The organism is Bradyrhizobium canariense (assembly GCF_018130465.1).
Classification (GTDB): Bacteria; Pseudomonadota; Alphaproteobacteria; order Rhizobiales; family Xanthobacteraceae; genus Bradyrhizobium; species Bradyrhizobium canariense_C.
In genome coordinates this window covers 397,179-415,216 of the sequence record NZ_JAFCKJ010000003.1, presented here as the reverse complement: position 1 = coordinate 415,216, position 18,038 = coordinate 397,179, and the positions used below count along the sequence as shown (strand labels likewise).

17 protein-coding genes are annotated in these 18,038 nt (G+C 64.3%); 11 read left to right on the top strand and 6 right to left on the bottom strand.

Annotated features, from left to right (window positions below; all coding sequences use genetic code 11):
• Positions 1 to 16 precede the first annotated feature (16 nt).
• On the top strand, positions 17 to 562 hold the full coding sequence (locus JQ591_RS10805) for a hypothetical protein (protein ID WP_211395973.1): 546 nt from the start codon (positions 17 to 19) through the stop codon (positions 560 to 562).
• A 110-nt stretch (positions 563 to 672) separates the two neighbouring features.
• Here the strand turns inward: JQ591_RS10805 and JQ591_RS10800 are convergent, their stop codons facing one another.
• Positions 673 to 1,644, bottom strand: coding sequence for an MBL fold metallo-hydrolase (locus tag JQ591_RS10800; RefSeq protein ID WP_211395972.1), 972 nt, complete (start codon positions 1,642 to 1,644; stop codon positions 673 to 675).
• Between the two features lie 309 nt (positions 1,645 to 1,953).
• On the bottom strand, positions 1,954 to 2,619 hold the full coding sequence (locus JQ591_RS10795) for a GntR family transcriptional regulator (RefSeq protein WP_249136755.1): 666 nt from the start codon (positions 2,617 to 2,619) through the stop codon (positions 1,954 to 1,956).
• Positions 2,620 to 2,736: 117 nt separating this feature from the next.
• Here JQ591_RS10795 and JQ591_RS10790 point away from each other — a divergent pair, with 117 nt between their 5' ends.
• The 6 genes from JQ591_RS10790 to JQ591_RS10765 are packed head-to-tail and all read left to right on the top strand — an operon-like array spanning position 2,737 to position 8,955.
• Positions 2,737 to 3,531: an enoyl-CoA hydratase/isomerase family protein gene (locus JQ591_RS10790; RefSeq protein WP_211395970.1), complete on the top strand. Its 795-nt coding sequence runs from the start codon at positions 2,737 to 2,739 to the stop codon at positions 3,529 to 3,531.
• Positions 3,532 to 3,540: 9 nt separating this feature from the next.
• Positions 3,541 to 4,800: a CaiB/BaiF CoA transferase family protein gene (locus JQ591_RS10785; RefSeq protein WP_211395969.1), complete on the top strand. Its 1,260-nt coding sequence runs from the start codon at positions 3,541 to 3,543 to the stop codon at positions 4,798 to 4,800.
• A 51-nt stretch (positions 4,801 to 4,851) separates the two neighbouring features.
• Complete coding sequence (locus JQ591_RS10780; RefSeq protein WP_211395968.1) at positions 4,852 to 5,844, top strand: Bug family tripartite tricarboxylate transporter substrate binding protein; 993 nt, start codon at positions 4,852 to 4,854, stop codon at positions 5,842 to 5,844.
• 53 nt (positions 5,845 to 5,897) lie between these two features.
• Positions 5,898 to 6,380: a tripartite tricarboxylate transporter TctB family protein gene (locus JQ591_RS10775; protein WP_211395967.1), complete on the top strand. Its 483-nt coding sequence runs from the start codon at positions 5,898 to 5,900 to the stop codon at positions 6,378 to 6,380.
• A gap of 11 nt (positions 6,381 to 6,391) precedes the next feature.
• The gene (locus tag JQ591_RS10770) at positions 6,392 to 7,954 is read left to right on the top strand and encodes a tripartite tricarboxylate transporter permease (RefSeq protein ID WP_211395966.1); all 1,563 of its coding nucleotides are present in this window, start codon (positions 6,392 to 6,394) and stop codon (positions 7,952 to 7,954) included.
• The gene (locus JQ591_RS10765) at positions 7,951 to 8,955 is read left to right on the top strand and encodes a 4-hydroxythreonine-4-phosphate dehydrogenase PdxA (protein ID WP_211395965.1); all 1,005 of its coding nucleotides are present in this window, start codon (positions 7,951 to 7,953) and stop codon (positions 8,953 to 8,955) included. Before JQ591_RS10770 ends, JQ591_RS10765 begins: the two co-directional genes overlap by 4 nt.
• A gap of 20 nt (positions 8,956 to 8,975) precedes the next feature.
• Here JQ591_RS10765 and JQ591_RS10760 read toward each other — a convergent pair whose 3' ends face one another.
• The 3 genes from JQ591_RS10760 to JQ591_RS10750 form a co-directional block, all read right to left on the bottom strand.
• Positions 8,976 to 9,392 carry a cupin domain-containing protein gene (locus JQ591_RS10760; RefSeq protein WP_211395964.1) on the bottom strand — a complete coding sequence of 139 codons (417 nt, stop codon included), beginning with the start codon at positions 9,390 to 9,392 and terminating at the stop codon, positions 8,976 to 8,978.
• Positions 9,393 to 9,442: 50 nt separating this feature from the next.
• Positions 9,443 to 10,186 carry an SDR family oxidoreductase gene (locus JQ591_RS10755; protein WP_211395963.1) on the bottom strand — a complete coding sequence of 248 codons (744 nt, stop codon included), beginning with the start codon at positions 10,184 to 10,186 and terminating at the stop codon, positions 9,443 to 9,445.
• 237 nt (positions 10,187 to 10,423) lie between these two features.
• On the bottom strand, positions 10,424 to 11,437 hold the full coding sequence (locus JQ591_RS10750) for a formylglycine-generating enzyme family protein (RefSeq protein WP_211395962.1): 1,014 nt from the start codon (positions 11,435 to 11,437) through the stop codon (positions 10,424 to 10,426).
• Between the two features lie 499 nt (positions 11,438 to 11,936).
• Between JQ591_RS10750 and JQ591_RS10745 the strand changes: the two genes are divergently transcribed.
• Positions 11,937 to 12,923 (top strand): helix-turn-helix domain-containing protein, encoded by a 987-nt coding sequence (locus JQ591_RS10745; RefSeq protein WP_211395961.1) that lies wholly within the window; start codon positions 11,937 to 11,939, stop codon positions 12,921 to 12,923.
• A 161-nt stretch (positions 12,924 to 13,084) separates the two neighbouring features.
• Here JQ591_RS10745 and JQ591_RS10740 read toward each other — a convergent pair whose 3' ends face one another.
• Positions 13,085 to 14,161, bottom strand: a complete 1,077-nt coding sequence (locus tag JQ591_RS10740) for a methyl-accepting chemotaxis protein (protein ID WP_211395960.1) — start codon at positions 14,159 to 14,161, stop codon at positions 13,085 to 13,087.
• Positions 14,162 to 14,443: 282 nt separating this feature from the next.
• On the opposite strand from JQ591_RS10740, the gene recJ reads away from it, so the two are divergent.
• The 3 genes from recJ to JQ591_RS10725 all read left to right on the top strand — a co-directional run bounded on the left by recJ (position 14,444) and on the right by JQ591_RS10725 (position 18,033).
• Positions 14,444 to 16,285, top strand: coding sequence for a single-stranded-DNA-specific exonuclease RecJ (gene recJ, locus JQ591_RS10735; RefSeq protein WP_211395959.1), 1,842 nt, complete (start codon positions 14,444 to 14,446; stop codon positions 16,283 to 16,285).
• 31 nt (positions 16,286 to 16,316) lie between these two features.
• Positions 16,317 to 17,126 carry an SDR family NAD(P)-dependent oxidoreductase gene (locus tag JQ591_RS10730; protein WP_211395958.1) on the top strand — a complete coding sequence of 270 codons (810 nt, stop codon included), beginning with the start codon at positions 16,317 to 16,319 and terminating at the stop codon, positions 17,124 to 17,126.
• Positions 17,127 to 17,235: 109 nt separating this feature from the next.
• Positions 17,236 to 18,033: an aldolase gene (locus tag JQ591_RS10725; RefSeq protein ID WP_211395957.1), complete on the top strand. Its 798-nt coding sequence runs from the start codon at positions 17,236 to 17,238 to the stop codon at positions 18,031 to 18,033.
• The last annotated feature ends 5 nt before the right edge of the window (positions 18,034 to 18,038 follow it).

The following is an 18,038-nucleotide window of genomic DNA, read 5'->3' as shown; positions in this document are numbered from 1 at the left end:
ATACAAGAGGTGCTCGTTGGCCTTCTCATTATTGGCCATGCAAGTCTTGGTCACGGTAGGGATGACCGCTGGTACGATTGCGGTTATCTTTTGGGTGCTTCTACGGGCCAAGCCGAGCGTGCTTAGCGATACCGCGGGAGCAATCGAGCCGGAGAAAAGCACCGCCTGGTTCACCGTCATCGGCGGTTGCTTCATGTCGCTCGCCGGCTTGTACGGTGTCCTGTTTCAGGGAGGCGGCTGGGGAGGGATGGTGGTGGCACTCCTGGGCCTTGGTGCTGCCGGCTTCATGTCGCCGTCGCTTACATCCGTCCACAAGGTGACATGGGACGAAGAGTCGATTGAAGGCCCCTCGAACCTGTTTGGTCCTACGCTGGGATTGCGCAGAACCAGAATATTGTGGAGCGATATTTCGAGAATGGGAACGACGGTGACCGGCTACTGGTTCGTCGAGAGCCGTGACGGCAGGCGGGTTTATTGGAGTTTTCTCTACAAGGGCCACGGCGCTCTCGCCGCGTTTCTTTATGCGAAGCGGCCTGATTTGGAGCCGCCTGCATCTGGATGACGGCCGGCGCGGACTGGCGCTGCCACCTCGAAGCCGCTCGCGGTCGCGGAGCTCGCGGAACAGATTCTTGATCCGGGCGGACAGGCGCCGCCCGGATCAAGTTCGACGACCTACAACGTCATCTGCATCGGTTCGGGATAGTAATGGAAGCCGTCGCCGGCCTTGGCGACATGGCCATAGCCCGGCCAGGCGAAGTGATAGGACATCACCGGGACCTTGTTCGCCGCAAGCATGGTCAGCAGTTTTACGCGTGACTCGGCCGCCTGCTTCGGATCGGTGTCGTAGGAGAATTCCATCCGTGGACGCTCAAGCAGCAGCACGGAATGGTGCGAGAGGTCGCCCATGAAGGCGAAGGACTTGCCGGCCGACGAGACCATGAAGATGGTATGGCCGACGGTATGGCCGGGGGCTGAGATCGCCTGCACGCCGGGCAGGAATTCCTGGCCGTCCTTGAAGAACACGATGCGGTCGCGCACCGGCAGCAGGTTCTTGCGGGCGTGGACGACGAAATCCTTGGCCGCGCTGCCGAGCTTGCCTTCGTCGGTCCAGAAGTCGAAATCGGTCTGTGAGATGTAGATCTGCGCGTTTGGAAACAGCGGCTTGCCGCCGTCGTCCACGATGCCCCCGATGTGGTCGATATGGGCGTGCGAGCAGACCACCGCATCGATGTCCCCGGGCTTGATGCCCGCCTCGGTCATGCTCTTCTGTTGCCGTCCGGTCGTGGTGCCGAACAACTTGGAGCTGCCCATGCCGGTATCGAACAGGATCAGCTTGTCGCCGGTGTTGACGATCGGCGAGTTCTGCTCGAGCACGACATTGTCCGGCGACAGGAAATTGTCGGACAGCATCTTCTTCACCTCTTCCTTGGGTACGCCGGTGAAAGTCCCGGAGGGGTCGCCGAGTGGAAGCGGTCCGTCGGATACGATGGTGACTTCGGCATCGCCAAGAACGAAGCGGTGCCAGTAGGGCGTCTGGGTGCCGAGCTTGGGAGCGCGCGCCATCGCGCTGCTGCCGAGCATTGCGCTGGCACCAAGGCCAGCCCCGAGGGCGAACAAGGACCGACGTGAGACATCGATTGTCATGCGTTTGCTCCGCTTTTGTCTTTTGTTTTGCGCAATTGTTTGCGCGTTACATTCGGCCTGTGCCGATAGTCGAATGCTGCGCCGGTTCAGACAGGCGAGCAAGTGGAATTGGTTCGGTGTTGGTCGCGATTGTCGAAGCTGGATGCGCAATTCCGGCGGGCGACAAATAGACGTCTGTTGCCAACGTTCCTCGAGTCAGCACGATCCGACTGGTGTGCCAAATGCAATCAATGATTGTGTCGCGATTGTGTCTCCTGACCGCGCGATGCGGCGGGACTGCAAGATTCTTTTTACGTCGCGAACGCCGTCTCACGCAATTCGCGGCACGAGGTCGTTGCCTTCCGTTTCGGCAAAGCCCGCCTGCAAAACCTCTTCGCGCTTGTGACGCAGATGCGCGCGCAGGATATGGGCGAGGCCGACGCCGTCGCGCCTCTGCAGTGCATTCAGGATTGCGTCATGCTCCTTCACGGCGAGCGCCCAGCGCTCGGGCGTCATCGGCGTGACGTAACGCGCGCGCCGGATGCGCGCGGTCACGGACGTATACAGTCCCGCGAGGACCGGGTTTCCGGCTGCGGTGACGATGGCTTCGTGAATGGCGCGGTTGCCGCGATAGTACTGGATCAGGTCGCCATCGCGATAATGCCGCACCATGTCCCCGTGCACGGCGGCGATCGCGTCGATCTCGACGTCCGTGATGCGCTCGCAGGCGAGCTCGCCGGCGAGCGCCTCCAGGCCCTGGCAGACCTCGAACAGGTCGCGCATGTCCTTGTCGGTCAGTTTTGCCGCGCGCGAGCCGCGATGCGGCAAGAGCTGCACGAGCCCTTCGGCGGCGAGCACCTTGAGTGCCTCGCGTAGCGGCGTGCGCGATATCTGGAGCCGCTCGCACAGCTCGCGCTCGGGAATCCGCGCGCCCGGCGGGATCTCGCCGTCGAGCAGGATGGCGCGGATGCGCCCGACGACTTCCTCATGAAGCATGGGTCTGAGATCCATTTGAATTCAAAAATGAAGATATATGCCGAATAATGCAAGTTCCAGCTTGTAAATCGATAGTTTTGCATTCAAAAATGTAAAAAAGCAGAAGGAAATGAGGAAATGGACCATCAGGTGGAGGCGGAAGACCTCGTTTTCGAGCGCCAGGACAGTATCGGGCGGATCACCTTCAACCGCCCGCAGGCGCGCAACGCCTTCACTTTCGCGATGTACGAGCGGCTCGCCGCGATCTGTGAAGAGATCAACGACGATCACGAGATCAAGGTGCTGGTGCTGCGCGGGGCCGGCGACAAGGCGTTTGCCTCGGGCACCGACATCAACCAGTTCCGCGAATTCAAGACGCCGCAGGACGCGATCGACTACGAGAACCGGATCGATCGGGTGCTGACCACGCTCGAGCAGTGCCGCGTGCCGACGATCGCGGCGATCAACGGGTTCTGCACCGGCGGCGGCGCCGGCATCGCCGCAGCCTGCGACCTCCGCATCGGCACCCGAAGCGCGAAAATCGGTTTTCCGATCGCTCGCACCCTCGGCAATTGCCTGTCGATGTCCAATGTCGGCCGTCTCACCGCCCTCATCGGCGCCGCACGCGTCAAGGATCTGATCTTCACCGCCCGCCTCATCGACGCCACGGAGGCCGCAAGTGTCGGGCTGCTCGGCGAGGTCGTCGAGGATCTCGCCGCGCTCGACAGCCGCGCAGACGAGGTTGCCCGGCTGCTCGCCGGCCACGCGCCCCTGACGCTGAACGCGACCAAGCAGGCGGTGGCGCGCCTGCAAAGGCGGCTGACGCGGGACGAGGGCGAAGACCTCATCCTGATGTGCTACACGAGCCAGGATTTTCGCGAAGGGCTCGATGCTTTCCTCACCAAGCGCGCGCCGCAATGGCGTGGCCAATAGGACAGGCCGATGCAAAGCGATCGATCGCAATCAACCTCCCGCCGTTCGGGGCCGCTTGCCGGCCTCAAGGTCATCGATCTCACCCATGTCATGGCCGGGCCGACCTGCACCTTGATGCTCGCCGACATGGGCGCCGACGTCATCAAGATCGAGAAATCGCCGAACGGCGACGACACTCGTCATTCGGTGCCGCCGAAGATCGGTGAGGAGGCGGCTTCCTTCCTGATGATGAACCGCAACAAGCGCGGCATCGTGCTGGATCTGAAGACCGAGGGCGGCAAAGCGGTGCTGCGACGGCTGATCACGGACGCCGACGTGCTGGTCGAGAACTTTGCGCCGGGCGCGATGGAGCGCCTCGGCTTCGGCTACGAAGACCTGCACAAGCAGCATCCAACGCTGATCTATTGCTCGCTGTCGGGCTTCGGCCGCACCGGACCCTACAAGCACCGCCGCGGCTTCGATCTGGTCGCCCAGGCCATGAGCGGCATCATGAGCTTTACCGGCGAACGCCCCGATGGTCCGCCAGTGAAATGCGGCCCGCCGCTGTCGGACATCACCGCCGGCCTGCTCGCGAGCATGGGCATCCTCGCGGCCTATACGCACCGTCTCAAGACCGGCGAAGGGCAGTGGGTCGAGACCTCGCTCTATGAGGCCGCGCTGGTGCAGACCTACTGGCAGTCGACCATCGCGCTGGCCACGGACACCGCGCCGCGCGCGATGGGCTCGGCCCATCCGCTCAACGCGCCATATCAGGCATTCGAGGCCTCGGACGGTTGGCTCGTGGTCGGCGGCGCCAACAAGAAGCACTGGCTGTTGATGCTGGAGGCCCTTGGCGCGAGCGAGCTCGCTGCCGATCCGCGCTTCGTCACCGGGGCCGACCGCATGGCGCATTTGAAGGAGCTCGAAGCCGTCCTGAGCGAGCGCTTCCGCACCCGGACCCGGGCGCACTGGCTCGCGGCGCTGGACGAGAAGGGCGTGCCGTGCGGACCGGTGCATGACATGCTGGAGGCGCTCCGCGATCCGCAGACGCTGGCGCGCGAGATGGTCGTCGAGGTCGAGCATTCCACACTCGGTCCCGTGAAGACGATCGGCTTGCCGGTCAAGTTTTCGGAGACCCCAGGCAAAGTGCGCACGGGCGCGCCGGTCTACGGTGAGCATACAAGCGAGGTTCTGGTCGAGCACGGGTTCGACCAGAAGCAGATCGAAGCGCTCGAAAAAGAAGGCGCAATCGTCCTGGCAGCAGGAAGACGCGAGGAACGCGTCGCCTGACCGGTCGTCGAAAACGACAAGAACAAGAGACAAAATCAGCTGGAGGAAATCATGGGTCGGACGTCGAAACTTCTGCTCTTCGCAGCCGCAACCGTGCTCGCCGGCACGATGCCGGCGCTCAGTGCATGGCAACCGCAAAAGCCGATCGAGTTCGTGGCGACCGCCGGGCCCGGCGGCGGCACCGACAATCTCGCACGCGCCGTGCAGAACATCATCACCAAGCACAAGCTGGTGGAGCAGCCGATCGTCGTCGTCAACAAGGGCGGCGGCAGCGGCGCCGAAGGCTATGTCTACGGCAAGGCGTCCGCCGGCGATCCCTACAAGGTGATCTTCGGCACGTCGAATGCCTGGCAGCAGCCGCTCGTCTCCAAGGTCGCCTTCAACTACACCGATCTCACTGCGATCGCGGCGATGGCGCAGGACGAGTTCCTGCTCTGGGTCAAGCAGGACGCACCCTACAAGACGGCGGGCGACTACCTGAAGGCGGCTGCGTCTTCCGAATTCAAGATGGGCGGCGCGCAGTCGAAGGACACCGACGAGGTGCTGACCCGCATGATCGAGAAGGCCGGCCACGTCAAACTGACCTACATCCCCTTCAAGAGCGGCGCCGAGACCGCCGTGCAGCTCGCCGGCGGCCACCTCGACTCCCACGTCAACAATCCCAGCGAAAGTCTCGGGCAATGGCGCGGTGGAACCCAACGACCGCTTTGCGTTTTCAGCCCGAAGCGGCTGCCGCAGGGCGCCAAGGTCACCGCGACCGAAGGCTGGGGCGACGTTCCGACCTGCGTCGAGCAGGGCCTCGACATCAAGCAGTATGAGCAGCCGCGGACGGTGTGGCTCCCCGGCAAGGTCACGCCGGACCAGGCCGCGTTCTATGTTGACCTCATGAAGAAGGTTCAGGCGACGCCGGAGTGGAAGGACTACATCGAGAAAACCTCCCAGGTCGACACGTTCCTGACCGGCGCCGAGTTCGACAAGTTCATCAAGGACGACCTCGAGCACGTCAAGCAGGTCGCGGGCGAGCAGGGCTGGCTCGTCAAGTGAGGCGTTGAAGCCGCAATGATGTCCTGACGTCTCGTGACGGACCGGAGCCCCTGATGATATCGCGCCGCGCTCTCGAACTTGCGACCGCCGTCCTCACCGGCAGCTTCGGCGTGGCGGTCGTCGTCTCCAGCCTCGACAACGGCATCGGCTGGTCGAACGCGGGCGTGGATGCCGGGACGTTTCCGTTCCTGACCGGGATCATCATCATGCTCGGAAGCCTCTACAACCTGGTGCGAGGTGTCGTGCCGGCTGCGACACTCGCAAATGTTCCGATCGCGATCACGCCGATCGAGCTGCGCCGGCTTGCCGGCCTGTTCGTGCCGGCCGCGATTTTCGTGGCCGCGATCCCGTTGGCCGGGATGTACGTCGCCTCATCTCTCTATGTCTTCGCAGTGCTTGCAATCCCCAAGCACCAATCCGTGCCGCGCGCCCTTGGCATGGCGGCGGCGACAGCGCTTGCGCTCTACGTCGTGTTCGAGCGCATGTTCCAGGTGAGCCTGCCGCACGGCGCGCTCGCCGCGGCGTTCGGCTTCTGACGGAGAGGCCGATGGACAATCTCCACGAACTCATGCACGGCTTCAACATCGCGATCACCGTGCCGCATCTGGCGCTGATGGTGATCGGCGTGCTGCTCGGCATTCTCGTCGGCGTGCTGCCCGGATTGGGTGCTCCGAACGGCGTGTCGCTGCTGCTGCCGCTGACCTTCGGCATGCAGCCGGTCTCCGCCATCATCCTGCTCTCCAGCATGTATTGGGGCGCGTTGTTCGGCGGCTCCGTGACCTCGATCCTGTTCAACATCCCGGGCGAGCCGTCGTCTGTCGCAACCACCTTCGACGGCTATCCGATGGCCCGTGACGGCCGGCCGACGACGGCGCTCGCCACCGCCTTCGGCTCGGCGGCATTCGGCGCGCTGATCGGCGTTATCCTGATCACCTTCCTCGCATCATGGGTGGCGCAGGTCGCACTCGCCTTCGGGCCGGCGGAATATTTCGCGGTCTATTTCCTGGCCTTCGCCAGCTTCGTCGGCATGGGCGGGGCGGCGCCGATCAAGACTGTCGTCGCGCTGGCGATCGGCTTTGCGATCGCGGCCATCGGCATCGACACGGTGTCCGGCAGCGTGCGCCTCACGATGGGTGTCGACGAACTCGTCAAAGGCGTGAACTTCGTCGTCGCGGTGATGGGCCTGTTCGGCATCGGCGAGCTGCTCGTCGCCGTAGAAGAGGAATTTCATGCCCGTGCGGCCTCCTCCAAGATCGATTGGCGCGAGGTGTTTCGTGCCGTCGGCCGCCTGCCGCGGCATAGCGTTGCGCTGCTGCGGAGCGCGGCAATCGGATGCTGGATGGGGATCACGCCTGGCGGCCCGACTGCGGCATCCTTCATGAGCTACGGCATCGCCCGACGCTTCTCGCGCCGTGGCCGGTACTTCGGCACGGGGGAGGTCGAAGGCATCATCTCGCCGGAGACGGCCGATCATGCCGCCGGCACCAGCGCGCTTCTGCCCATGCTGGCGCTCGGCATTCCCGGCTCGGCCACTGCGGCCGTCATGATGGGCGGGCTGATGATCTGGGGTCTCAATCCCGGGCCGATGCTGTTCGTCGACCAGAAGGACTTCGTCTGGGGCCTGATTGCCTCGATGTATGTCGGCAACATCGTCGCCGTCGCGCTGGTGCTGCTGACCGTCCCGGTCTTCGCGGCCCTGATGCGGATTCCCTTCGTGATCATCGCGCCGCTGATCGTGATCATCTGCGTCGTCGGCGCCTATTCGGTGTCGAACTCTTATCTCGACGTCGTCATGATGCTCGGCTTCGGGATCGTCGGCTATCTCTTCAAGAAGCTGTTCTATCCGCTGGCGCCGCTCGTCCTCGCGATCGTCATCGGCGACAAGGCCGAGGACGCGTTCCGGCAGTCGATGCTGATGTCCAAGGGATCGCTCGGGATCTTCTTCGCCAACAAGCTGGTGACATGCCTGATCGTGGCCGGCATCGCGCTGTTGCTGCTTCCGCTCGTGCTGCAGCTTGCGCGCTTGCTGCGCAAGCCTGCGCCGTCCACCGACGAGACGACAGCCCAAAAGAGAGCTCAAGAGACCGCTCGAGAGAAGGTGATCATATGACCGCAAAGCCGCTCGTTGCATTGGCAATGGGAGATCCCGCCGGCATCAGCCCGGAGCTGACCGCAAAGCTCGTGGTGCAGGACGATATCCGCGCCCGCAGCCGGATCGTCGTGATCGGTGACCGCCGCATCTTCGACGAGGGCGCGCGCATTGCCGGCGTCAAGCCGGAACTGACCATGGTGGAGCAGGGGGCCGACTTGCGCGTGGCGGTGGGCGAGACGCTGTTCGTCGATCTCGGTCACCTCGATCCCGGCGACATCAGGCAGGGAATTGCGAGCCTTGCCGGCGGCAGGTTCGCGCTTGCCAACTACAAGCGCGCGCTCGAACTCGGCCGCGACAGCCGGGTCGATGCCGTCTGCTTCACGCCGTTCAACAAGCAGGCGATGCGGCTGGCCCGCGCCGAGTATGACGACGAGATCGCGTTCTCCGCGGAGGTGGTCGGACTCAAAACCCCCGCAAGCGAGTTCAATGTGCTGGACCGGCTCTGGAACGCACGCGTGACGTCTCACATCCCGCTCAAGGACGTCGCCGCGCGATTGTCCGGCGAACGCATCCATCGTGCGCTCAAGCTGACCGATTCCTGCATGCGCAATGCCGGCTTCGCCCGGCCGCGCATCGCGGTCGCCGGTCTCAATCCGCATGCCGGCGACGGCGGCAATTTCGGACGCGAGGAGATCGATGTCATCGCGCCCGTGGTCGCGGCCGGCCAGCGCGAGGGCATTGCCGCCGAGGGTCCGTTCCCTGCCGACACGGTGTTCCTGCGCGCCAAGGGTGGCGCCTTCGACGCGGTGCTGACGATGTATCACGACCAGGGCCAGATCGCGATGAAGCTGATGGGTTTTGATCGCGGCGTGACGTTGCTCGGCGGCTTTCCGTTCCCGATCTGCACGCCCGCCCACGGCACCGCCTACGACATCGCCGGCCAGGGCATTGCATCGATCGGCGCCAGCCGCGCCGCCGTGCTGCTCGCGGCAGAGATGGCCGCGCGGCGCGCGGCCTGATTGCACGCGCTGAGCTAGCGTTACTTCGCGATGGGCGTCGTCAGTGCCTTGTCGGCGGTATCCACCACGAACACGGCAAGCAGCTTCGCAGGCTCGGTGTCGCTGGCATTGGCGCTGACGGCATGGCGGTCGCCGGGCTTTTCTGAGAAATTCTCTCCCTTGTGAAAGACCTTGGCGGGGCCGTCATTGACCTGACTGCGGATCGCTCCTTCCAGGACGGTGGCGTAGATGAAAGCCGAGGGCGCGTGGATGTGGGCCGGCGAGAACCCTCCGGGACCATACTCGACCAGCACGCCCTTCATGCTCTTGCCCGGGACATTCGGCAGGGCCTGGTCGAACACGACGGTCACCTTGGCCGACGGTGCGGCCGTCTCGGCTGCATAGGCCGTCAGGAAAGACGCGGTATAAACCGCAATTGCGATCAGCAATCTGCGCATGGGAGTCCCTTCATTGCCGTTTCTGTCGTGATTGCGGGATGGCCAAGTCTTCAGAGCCTCGCGAGCCACGTTGCGAGCGGCGTTTTCCCGAGCCGCGCCTCGCCGAGAGGGTTCAGCGATGTGTCGTCGATGGGAGCGCCGTAGTACGTTGCCTTTGGGTTTCCCACCACCGGTCGGGTGTCGCCGGACGCCTTCAGGCGCCGTGCGATGAATTCATTGAAGGGAGCCTTCTCAGGTCCTGCGATATCGATCGTGCCGTTGAGCGGCTGGCCCATCGCGACCTCCGCGAGTCGCTCCGCCACGTCTTCCGCTGCGATCGGCTGAAACAACGCCGATGGAACGACGATCCGGCCCTCGGCCGCACCCATATCGCCGATGGCGCCGAGGAATTCGAAGAACTGGGTGGCACGGACGATCGAGTAGGGCACCGGAGATGCCTTGACGATGGTCTCCTGCGCGAGCTTGGCACGAAAATAGGCGATGTCGGGCGAGCGCTCGGTCCCGACGATCGAGAGCGCCACATGATGCTTCACGGCCGCAGCCGCCTCGGTCGCAGCGAGGTTCTTGCTCGAACGCTCGAAGAATTCGAGCACGGCGGCAGGCTCCCAGGACGGCGCGTTGGCAACGTCGACGACGACATCCGCGCCCGCCAGCACTGCTGCGAGGCCTTCCCCGGTCACGGCGTTCACACCCGATTTCGGCGAGGCTGCTACGGCCTCGTGGCCTTGTTGCTTGAGCTTCGCTACGAGCTTGGATCCGATCAATCCGGTCCCGCCGATCACGACGATCTTCATGGCATGTCTCCTCGGCATTGTGCGAGCGCGAGCGTCTCAGGGTCGACGCGTCGCGCATCACGAAAGCGATGCGGCAACACTTACCGGGGAAATGGGGCCGGTTCTTGCCTGTAACCAGCCTGCCTTGTCGAAAAATGATGAAGACCTCTATCCAACCGTCGAGAGATAAAGTTGCGTATCGAAATAGTCCGACGCGCGGAGCGCATTGCTGACGCCGGCATCCGCTAGCGATACTCCCTACGTTGCAGCAGGTCCTTTTTGTTTGCGGTCGCCAGCGAGCGGCATTCGCACCACGCAGCGGAACCCGACATGGCAGGTGGAGGTATCGACCGGCTCGGCGTGCCGCGCAGCCGGTCGATAGCGGCGGCAATAGTTCGGCGCGCAGAGGTGCGAGCCGCCCTTGAGGACCTTGCGCGGAATCTGGATGTCGGGGAGGCGAGGATCGTAACTTGTCTGCTCACCGCCGCCGCGGGGATTTTTGGGGATGCAGCAGGGTTTTGCGGCGTCGGCGGCGTGCCTTGACGACCACCAGTCGGAGGTCCACTCCCAGACATTGCCGATCATGTCGTAGAGGCCGTAGCCGTTCGGCGGGAAGGCCATGACCGGCGAGGTACGTTCGAACCCATCCTCGCCGAGGTTCTGGACAGGAAAGTTGCCCTGCCAGATGTTGGCCATGTGCTTGCCGCCCGGTATTAGCGCATCACCCCAGGCGAACTCTTCGCCCTCGAGGCCGCCACGCGCCGCGAACTCCCATTCCGCCTCGGTCGGCAAGTCCTTGCCGGCCCAGTGGGCATACGCTGCCGCATCGCTAAAGGAGACGTGAACGACGGGATGGTCGTCGAGGTCCTTGATGTTGCTGCCGGGACCATAGGGATGGCGCCAGTTGGCGCCGCGCAGGAAAGTCCACCACTGGCTCCAGTCGGTGAGATCGGTGATGCGCGGCAGCGGGGAGAACACCAGTGATCCCGCGTAGAGCATCTCTGCCAGCGCGCCTGGATAGTCATTCGGATCGGGAACGATCTGCGCCTCGGTGACATGGCCGGTTGCGTTGACGAACTGCTTGAACTGCCGGTTAGTCACGGGCGTGCGGTCAATCCAGAAGCCGTCGACAGCGACGCGATGGCTCGGCGCTTCCTCCGGATAATGATGGTCGGATCCCATGCGGAAGGTTCCGCCGGGAATGAAGACCATCTCGCCGGTCTTCAAATCATCCGGCAACCACTCGCAGTGATCCAAATCCGCCCGCAACATGGTGGAAACTCCGATACTCGCATCCACCCGATGCTACGGCGCCAACTCTGGCAGACTTCGACGATGGCTCTTTGCGCGACACGTTGGACGCATTGTCTGGTCCCCTCTTTTTTGGCGCTCGGGTGAGGGAGACGCTGTATTGCGTCAACGTCTCTCTCCTTTGCGCGCACGCGTTCGAGCACGCGGCAAATCCATTCCGCGTGCGCTCTGCCATCCGCAGAGCGCTTTCGGTCGATATCGCTAAGGTTGCAAACGGTATCCGAAGATTGGGAGGCTGTGATGTGCAGTTTGTGCCAGTCTGCCCGGGCAGCGCGTGAGACCTAATGCCCCATGTCGCAAATCCCTCGATGCGAGACTCTTCAACGGCATATCTTGTGACAAATTCGGCGATGATTTGTCTCAAAACGCGAGGTCAGCTCGTCGCACCCACCTCGCGTTGTGGTGGTGCTTCGCTGCCGCCTGCCGCAGAATTGTCGCGCTTCTGTAACAGGGTACTGCCATGGGGCAGTACCTTCTGGTTGATTCGCGCAAGCTGGACGGTTTCGAAGGACTTCACCAGGCCGTCCACGGCTCGCATGTCGATGTGATGCAGCTCGGCCGCGGCCGGTTGCGCGGAACGTTATCCCATGTTGGCATCGGCGACTTCTCGCTCAGCATTGGTGCTTTCAACGTCGGCATGCGCACGCAGCGGGTTTCCAGCGACGACAAGCTGATCATCGGGATGCTGCTCGTGGCCGAGGAGCGCGTCGCCCACTGGTCGTTCGACATGCAGCTCAACGATGTGCTCGTCATTCCGCCGCTGCTCGAACATGACGGTGTCTTTCACGGCGGCTCCGCTTATGCCGCCATGCGCTTCGACCTCAACGAAGTCGCGACGCTGTTCGGCGGTGAAGCACGGCTGAGCGATCCCGATACTTGGCGCAGCCGTGGTCATTTCCGCGCGAACATCGAAACCGGCGCGATCGCCTCGCGCCGCCTGGTCCGGGTCATGTCGCACCTGCGCGACAACAAATATGGGCTGACGCCATCAACTGCTGATTTCTGGAAACGCTCGATCGCCGAATGCATGGTTGCCAACGTCGCGTCGTCGCTGCCACCCGACGGCAATGGCTGGCTCCCATCCGCGCGACGGCTGATCCGCAAGGTCGAGGGGTATCTCGACAACGCCGGCACGCGTCCGGTGCATGTGTCGGAAATTTGCGCGGCGCTGGGCGTATCGCGGCGCACCCTGCACCGCGCCTTTCAGGAGGTGTTCGGCCTCGGCCCGGTCAGCTTCCTCAGGCACAAGCGGCTGTGCGCCGTTCATTCCATTCTGCAGCAGAGCGCACCTGGCTCGACCACGGTGGCGGCCGTCGCGATGGAGCAGGGCTTTTACGAACTCGGGCGGTTCTCGCAATATTACCGTGCGATGTTCGGAGAAAGTCCGTCACAGACGCTCGGAACTGCAACATTGCGGACAGCCGGGTACGACATCGCCAACGCTTAACACGCTGAGCCGGCTGCGAACGACGCCATGATCGCTGCGCGCCGGTGTTTTGCCCGACGTGTCAAACGGCGAACGAAAACCATCATGAAAACAACCCCATGGCTACTGTGCATGGGGTTGTTTTCACGGTTTTGAGTTGGATGGACAGGCTGCCTCCAGCCTCACGGCGCGCAGACGATCACCCCGTACCAGCCCAGACCCCGATAGGTCTCATAGCCCGGCGTGGCGTGGAAGGCGATCAGCGCGCCGGTGCGGTCGTGATGGAAGCCGGAGCGCTGGCCGTTCAGCGAGATCGAGATGCGCTCGCTGAGGATGCCCTGGCCGTCCGAGGCGGCGATCACGCGAAGATTGGAGTCGACCAGCAGCACGCGCGCCTTGTCGCTGTCGCCGACGCGCACGCCTTGCACGATGGCGCGGGCCTGTGCCTCCCAGTCGAAATGGATGGCGAGCACGCCGATCGGCGCGCCGTTGGCCTGGCCGCCGGCGCGGACGCTGGCGCAATAGGTCGCGACCTGCGCATTGCCGAGCAGCGGCTGGTTCTCGACGTCGCCGGCGACATAGTCGTCGCCGGAGCGCAAAGTCCGTGCCTCGCGAAACCATTTGGTGTTGGCGACGTTCTGGCCGACGGCGCGAAAGCGGTCGGCGCGGCCGTTGGCGATGACGTTGCCGTCGAGGTCGCAGAGCCAGAGGTCGAGATAGACGGTGTAGGCCCCTAGGATCACGCCGAGACGCTGCGAGGCATGGGAAACGGCCGCGGCGTCGGGCGAGGCCGCGCAATCGACCAACGCGGAATCGGTGGCCCACCAGCGCACGTCGCAGGTACGCTCATAGAGGTTGCGGTCGATCAGCTCGATGGCATTGAGCGACAAATCGACCATGCGTTCGCCGCGCGAGCGCTGGCTCATCCGGTCGATCGAGGAGACGAGATCGCCGGTCCGCTTCGTCAACTGGCTTTCGAGCTCGCGCGCGATGGTCTCGACCTGCTGGCCGACACCGCGGACCTCCTGCGCCACCACTGCGAAGCCCGCGCCCTGCGCTCCGGCGCGCGAGCTTTCGATCAGCGCGTTCAGCGCCAGCATCTTCATCTGGTTGGTGATCTGCTGGATCGCCTTGGTCTTGTCGACCGCGATCTGGTTGACCTCCGCCGTGAGGCGGTTGATCAGCGCGGAGATGTCGGAATCATCATCAGCGGGTTCATCGGCGATCGGCTTGGCTTTGAAACCCAGCGCAGCAGACATCGGGGTTAGCTTCCCTTGGCAATGAGGTCTGATCTGCAACGAACCCGGAACAATCACTGACAGATCGAATACGATTCTTTTTCGAAGATTCCGCCTAACGCCTGCTTAATTTGCTGTTTTGCGGAATGCTCAAATGATAGTCAGTCCGCGTAGCAAAGCGGCAATCCACCGCTTTGTGCGGCGCAGACATTGCAAATCTCGGGGGATTCCGGGTCAATCGTCCCGCTGGCCCGGGCGATGCGCTACCTCCGGCTCCCAGGTTCCTCAAACCGGCCGCTATTCATGACGCCCCCCGCCACCGCCTTGCCCGTCGAAGCGCCCCAGGCGTTCCTGGGAGTGGCGCGCTCGCTCACCGACAAGCTCTGGCGCGACCGGCTGGATGCGCGCGGGGCGGCGAAGGCGCTTGCCATCGTGCAGCAGCACCAGCTGCCGGAGATGCTGGCGCGGGTGCTGGCGGGTCGCGGCGTCGACATCGACGCCGTCGCGGATTTCCTCGATCCGACCATCCGCAAGCTTCTGCCGGACCCGTTCACGGTGACGGAGATGGAAGCCGCCGCGAAGCGGATCGCGGATGCCGCAGCGAACGGCGAGAAGGTCGCGATCTTCGGCGATTACGATGTCGACGGCGCGACCTCGGCGGCGCTGCTGACCTGGCATCTGCGCCATTGCGGGCTCGATCCGCTGATCCACATTCCCGACCGCATCTTCGAGGGCTACGGGCCCAACACGGAAGCCGTGCGTGGGCTGGCCGCGAAGGGCGCCACGCTGCTCGTCACCGTCGATTGCGGCACCACCAGCATCGAGCCGCTCGCCGAAGCAAAACGTCTCGGCATGTCCGTCGTCGTGATCGACCATCATCAGGCCGGCACGGAGCTGCCGGAGGTTGACGCATTGGTCAATCCTAACCGGCTCGACGATCTCTCCGGCCTCGGCCATCTCGCCGCCGTCGGCCTCGTGCTGGTGACGCTGGTCGCGGTCAATCGTGAATTACGCCAGCGCGGCTTCTGGAATGCGGAGATGCCCGAGCCGGATCTGCTCGGCATGCTGCATCACGTTGCGCTCGGCACGGTTGCCGATGTCGCGCCGCTGATCGGTCTCAACCGCGCTTTCGTCGCCAAAGGCCTGATCGCGATGCGGCGGCGCGACCATGTCGGCCACACCGCGCTGATGGACGTGGCGCGGCTCAACGGCCCGCCCGAGGCCTGGCATCTCGGCTTCATGCTGGGACCGCGCATCAATGCCGGCGGCCGCATCGGCCGCGCCGATCTCGGCGTGCGGCTGCTCCTGGAGAGTGACAGTGTCGAGGCCGCGCGGATCGCCGCCGAGCTCGACCGCCTCAACAGCGAGCGCCGTGTCATCGAGCAGGCGGCCGAAGCGCAGGCCGAAGCCGAGGCGCTCGCCTCGATCGGGTTCGAGGACAAGATCGGCGTGATCGTGACGGCCTCCGAAGGCTGGCATCCCGGCGTGGTCGGTCTCGTTGCGTCCCGGTTGAAGGAGAAGTTCTCGCGGCCCGCCTTCGCGATCGCGCTTGAGCCCGGCGGCATCGGCACCGGCTCCGGCCGCTCGATTGCCGGCGTCGATATCGGCAAGGCGGTGCGGCAGGCGGTCGCCGACGGCATTCTGCTCAAGGGCGGTGGCCACGCGATGGCTGCGGGCGTCACGCTGCGCAAGGAAAAGCTCGCGGAATTTCGCGCCTATCTCGAAACCATGCTGGCGCGCGACGTCGCGGAGGCGCGCCACGTCAACGAGCTCTACATCGACGGCGCGGTCTCCGCGCGCGCGGTGACGACCGAGCTTGCAACGACGCTCAACCGCGCAGGTCCCTTCGGCAGCGGCAATCCGGAAGTCGTGTTGGCGCTGCCGGCGCATCAGCTCGTCTATGCCGACGAGGTGGGACAGGCGCATTTGAGGCTACGCTTCAAGTCGGGCGACGGCGCCATCGTCAACGGCATCGCATTCCGTTCGATCGGACAGAAGCTCGGCAACGCGCTTGTTGCCAATCGCGGCCAGCAATTGCATGTCGCGGGATCATTGTCGGTCGATCGCTACCAGGGCGCCGAGCGCGTGCAATTCCGCGTCATCGACGTCGCGCTACCCGACCAGGGCCCATCCATGATTAGGTAGATCCGGTGAACAACAAAAAAAGGGAGTGAACATGGCAGGGCAAATTGAGGGCATGGTCGCGCTGGTGACCGGCGGCGCATCAGGCATCGGCGAGGCCATCGTCGAGCTGTTCGCGCGCGAGGGCGCCACGGTCATTGCCACCGACATCGACGAGCTGAGAGGCCCAGAGCTAGCCAATCGCATCACCAAGGCCGGTGGCAAGGCGATTTTCCTGGAGCAGGACGTCACCAGCGAAGAGCGCTGGATCGAGATCGTTGCCGAGATCGCGAAGCGCTTTGGCCGGCTCGATATTCTCGTCTCCAATGCCGGCATCGGCATTGCCGTGCCCTCGATCGTCGACATGACGCTCGGTGACTGGCGCAAGCAGAACGCGATCAACCTCGACGGCGTCTTCCTCTCGGTCAAGCATTGCCTGCCCTTGATGCGCAAGACCGGCGGCGGCTCGATCGTCATGATGTCCTCGCTGGCCGGCCTGCGTGGCGCGCCCGGGCTGTCGGCCTATTCGGCGACCAAGGGCGGCGTGCGGCTGTTCGCGAAATCCATCGCGATGGAGTGCGCGGCGGCCGGCGACGGCATTCGCGTCAACTCCGTGCACCCCGGCATCATCGACACGCCGATCTGGGGTAAGATCCCGACCGGTGCGACCGGCAACCAGGGCAACGCGCCGATTGATCCGGACGAGCGTGCGCGCGTCGTCACGCCGCTCGGCCGTGCCGGCCAGGCCGCCGAGATCGCCTCTGGCGTGCTGTATCTGGCCTCCGATGCCTCGCGCTATGTCACCGGCAGCGAGCTCGTCATCGACGGCGGCATGAACGCCGGCGGCGTGGCCCGGCGGCAATAGGCCGCCGCGCGGGCTGCGAAGGGCAGGGTGGCGCCCGCAGGGGCTGACGCGCAGGCGCAGCCCCTGTACAACGCGGGCGTCTTCCGACCGACAGAGGTGTCCTTCCGCCATGGCGCACAGCCTTCACTCTTCGTCATCCACGCCAGCAACGTTTCGCTCGAACCGTCCGGATCTCGCGAGCGATGCGATCCGCAACGCGCGCGAGGATCTTGCCGCCTGCTTCCGCATGGCCGCGCGCAACGGCTTTGAGGAGGGCATCTGCAACCACTTTTCGGCCGTGGTGCCGGGCCATGACGATCTCTTTTTGGTCAATCCCTACGGTTACGCCTTCCGCGAGCTGACGGCGTCAAAGCTGCTGATCTGCGACTTCCACGGCAACGTGCTCGACGGCGAGGGCGTGCCCGAGGCGACCGCGTTCTACATCCATGCCGAGATGCACAAGCGCCTGCCGCGCGCCAAGGTCGCCTTCCACACCCACATGCCCTACGCCACGGCGCTGTCGATGACCGAGGGCGATCCGCTGATCTGGGCTGGCCAGACCGCGCTGAAGTTCTACGGTCGCACGGCCGTGGACCGCGACTACAACGGCCTCGCGCTCGATAATCGCGAAGGCGCGCGCATCGCATCGGCCGTTGGCGATGGCGACATCATCTTCATGAAGCATCACGGCGTGATGGTGCTGGCGCCGACGATCGCGGAGGCCTGGGACGATCTCTATTATCTCGAACGCGCCGCCGAGGTGCAGGTACTGGCAATGTCGACGGGGCGACAGGTGCTGCCGGTTGATCCCGCGATTGCCGCCGAAACCTACCGGCAGATGCGCGAGGGCGATTCCGAATCCGCCCGGCTGCATCTCGCCGCAATCCGCCGCCAGCTCGATGCGGAGGAGCCGCAGTACAGGCACTGAGCCTG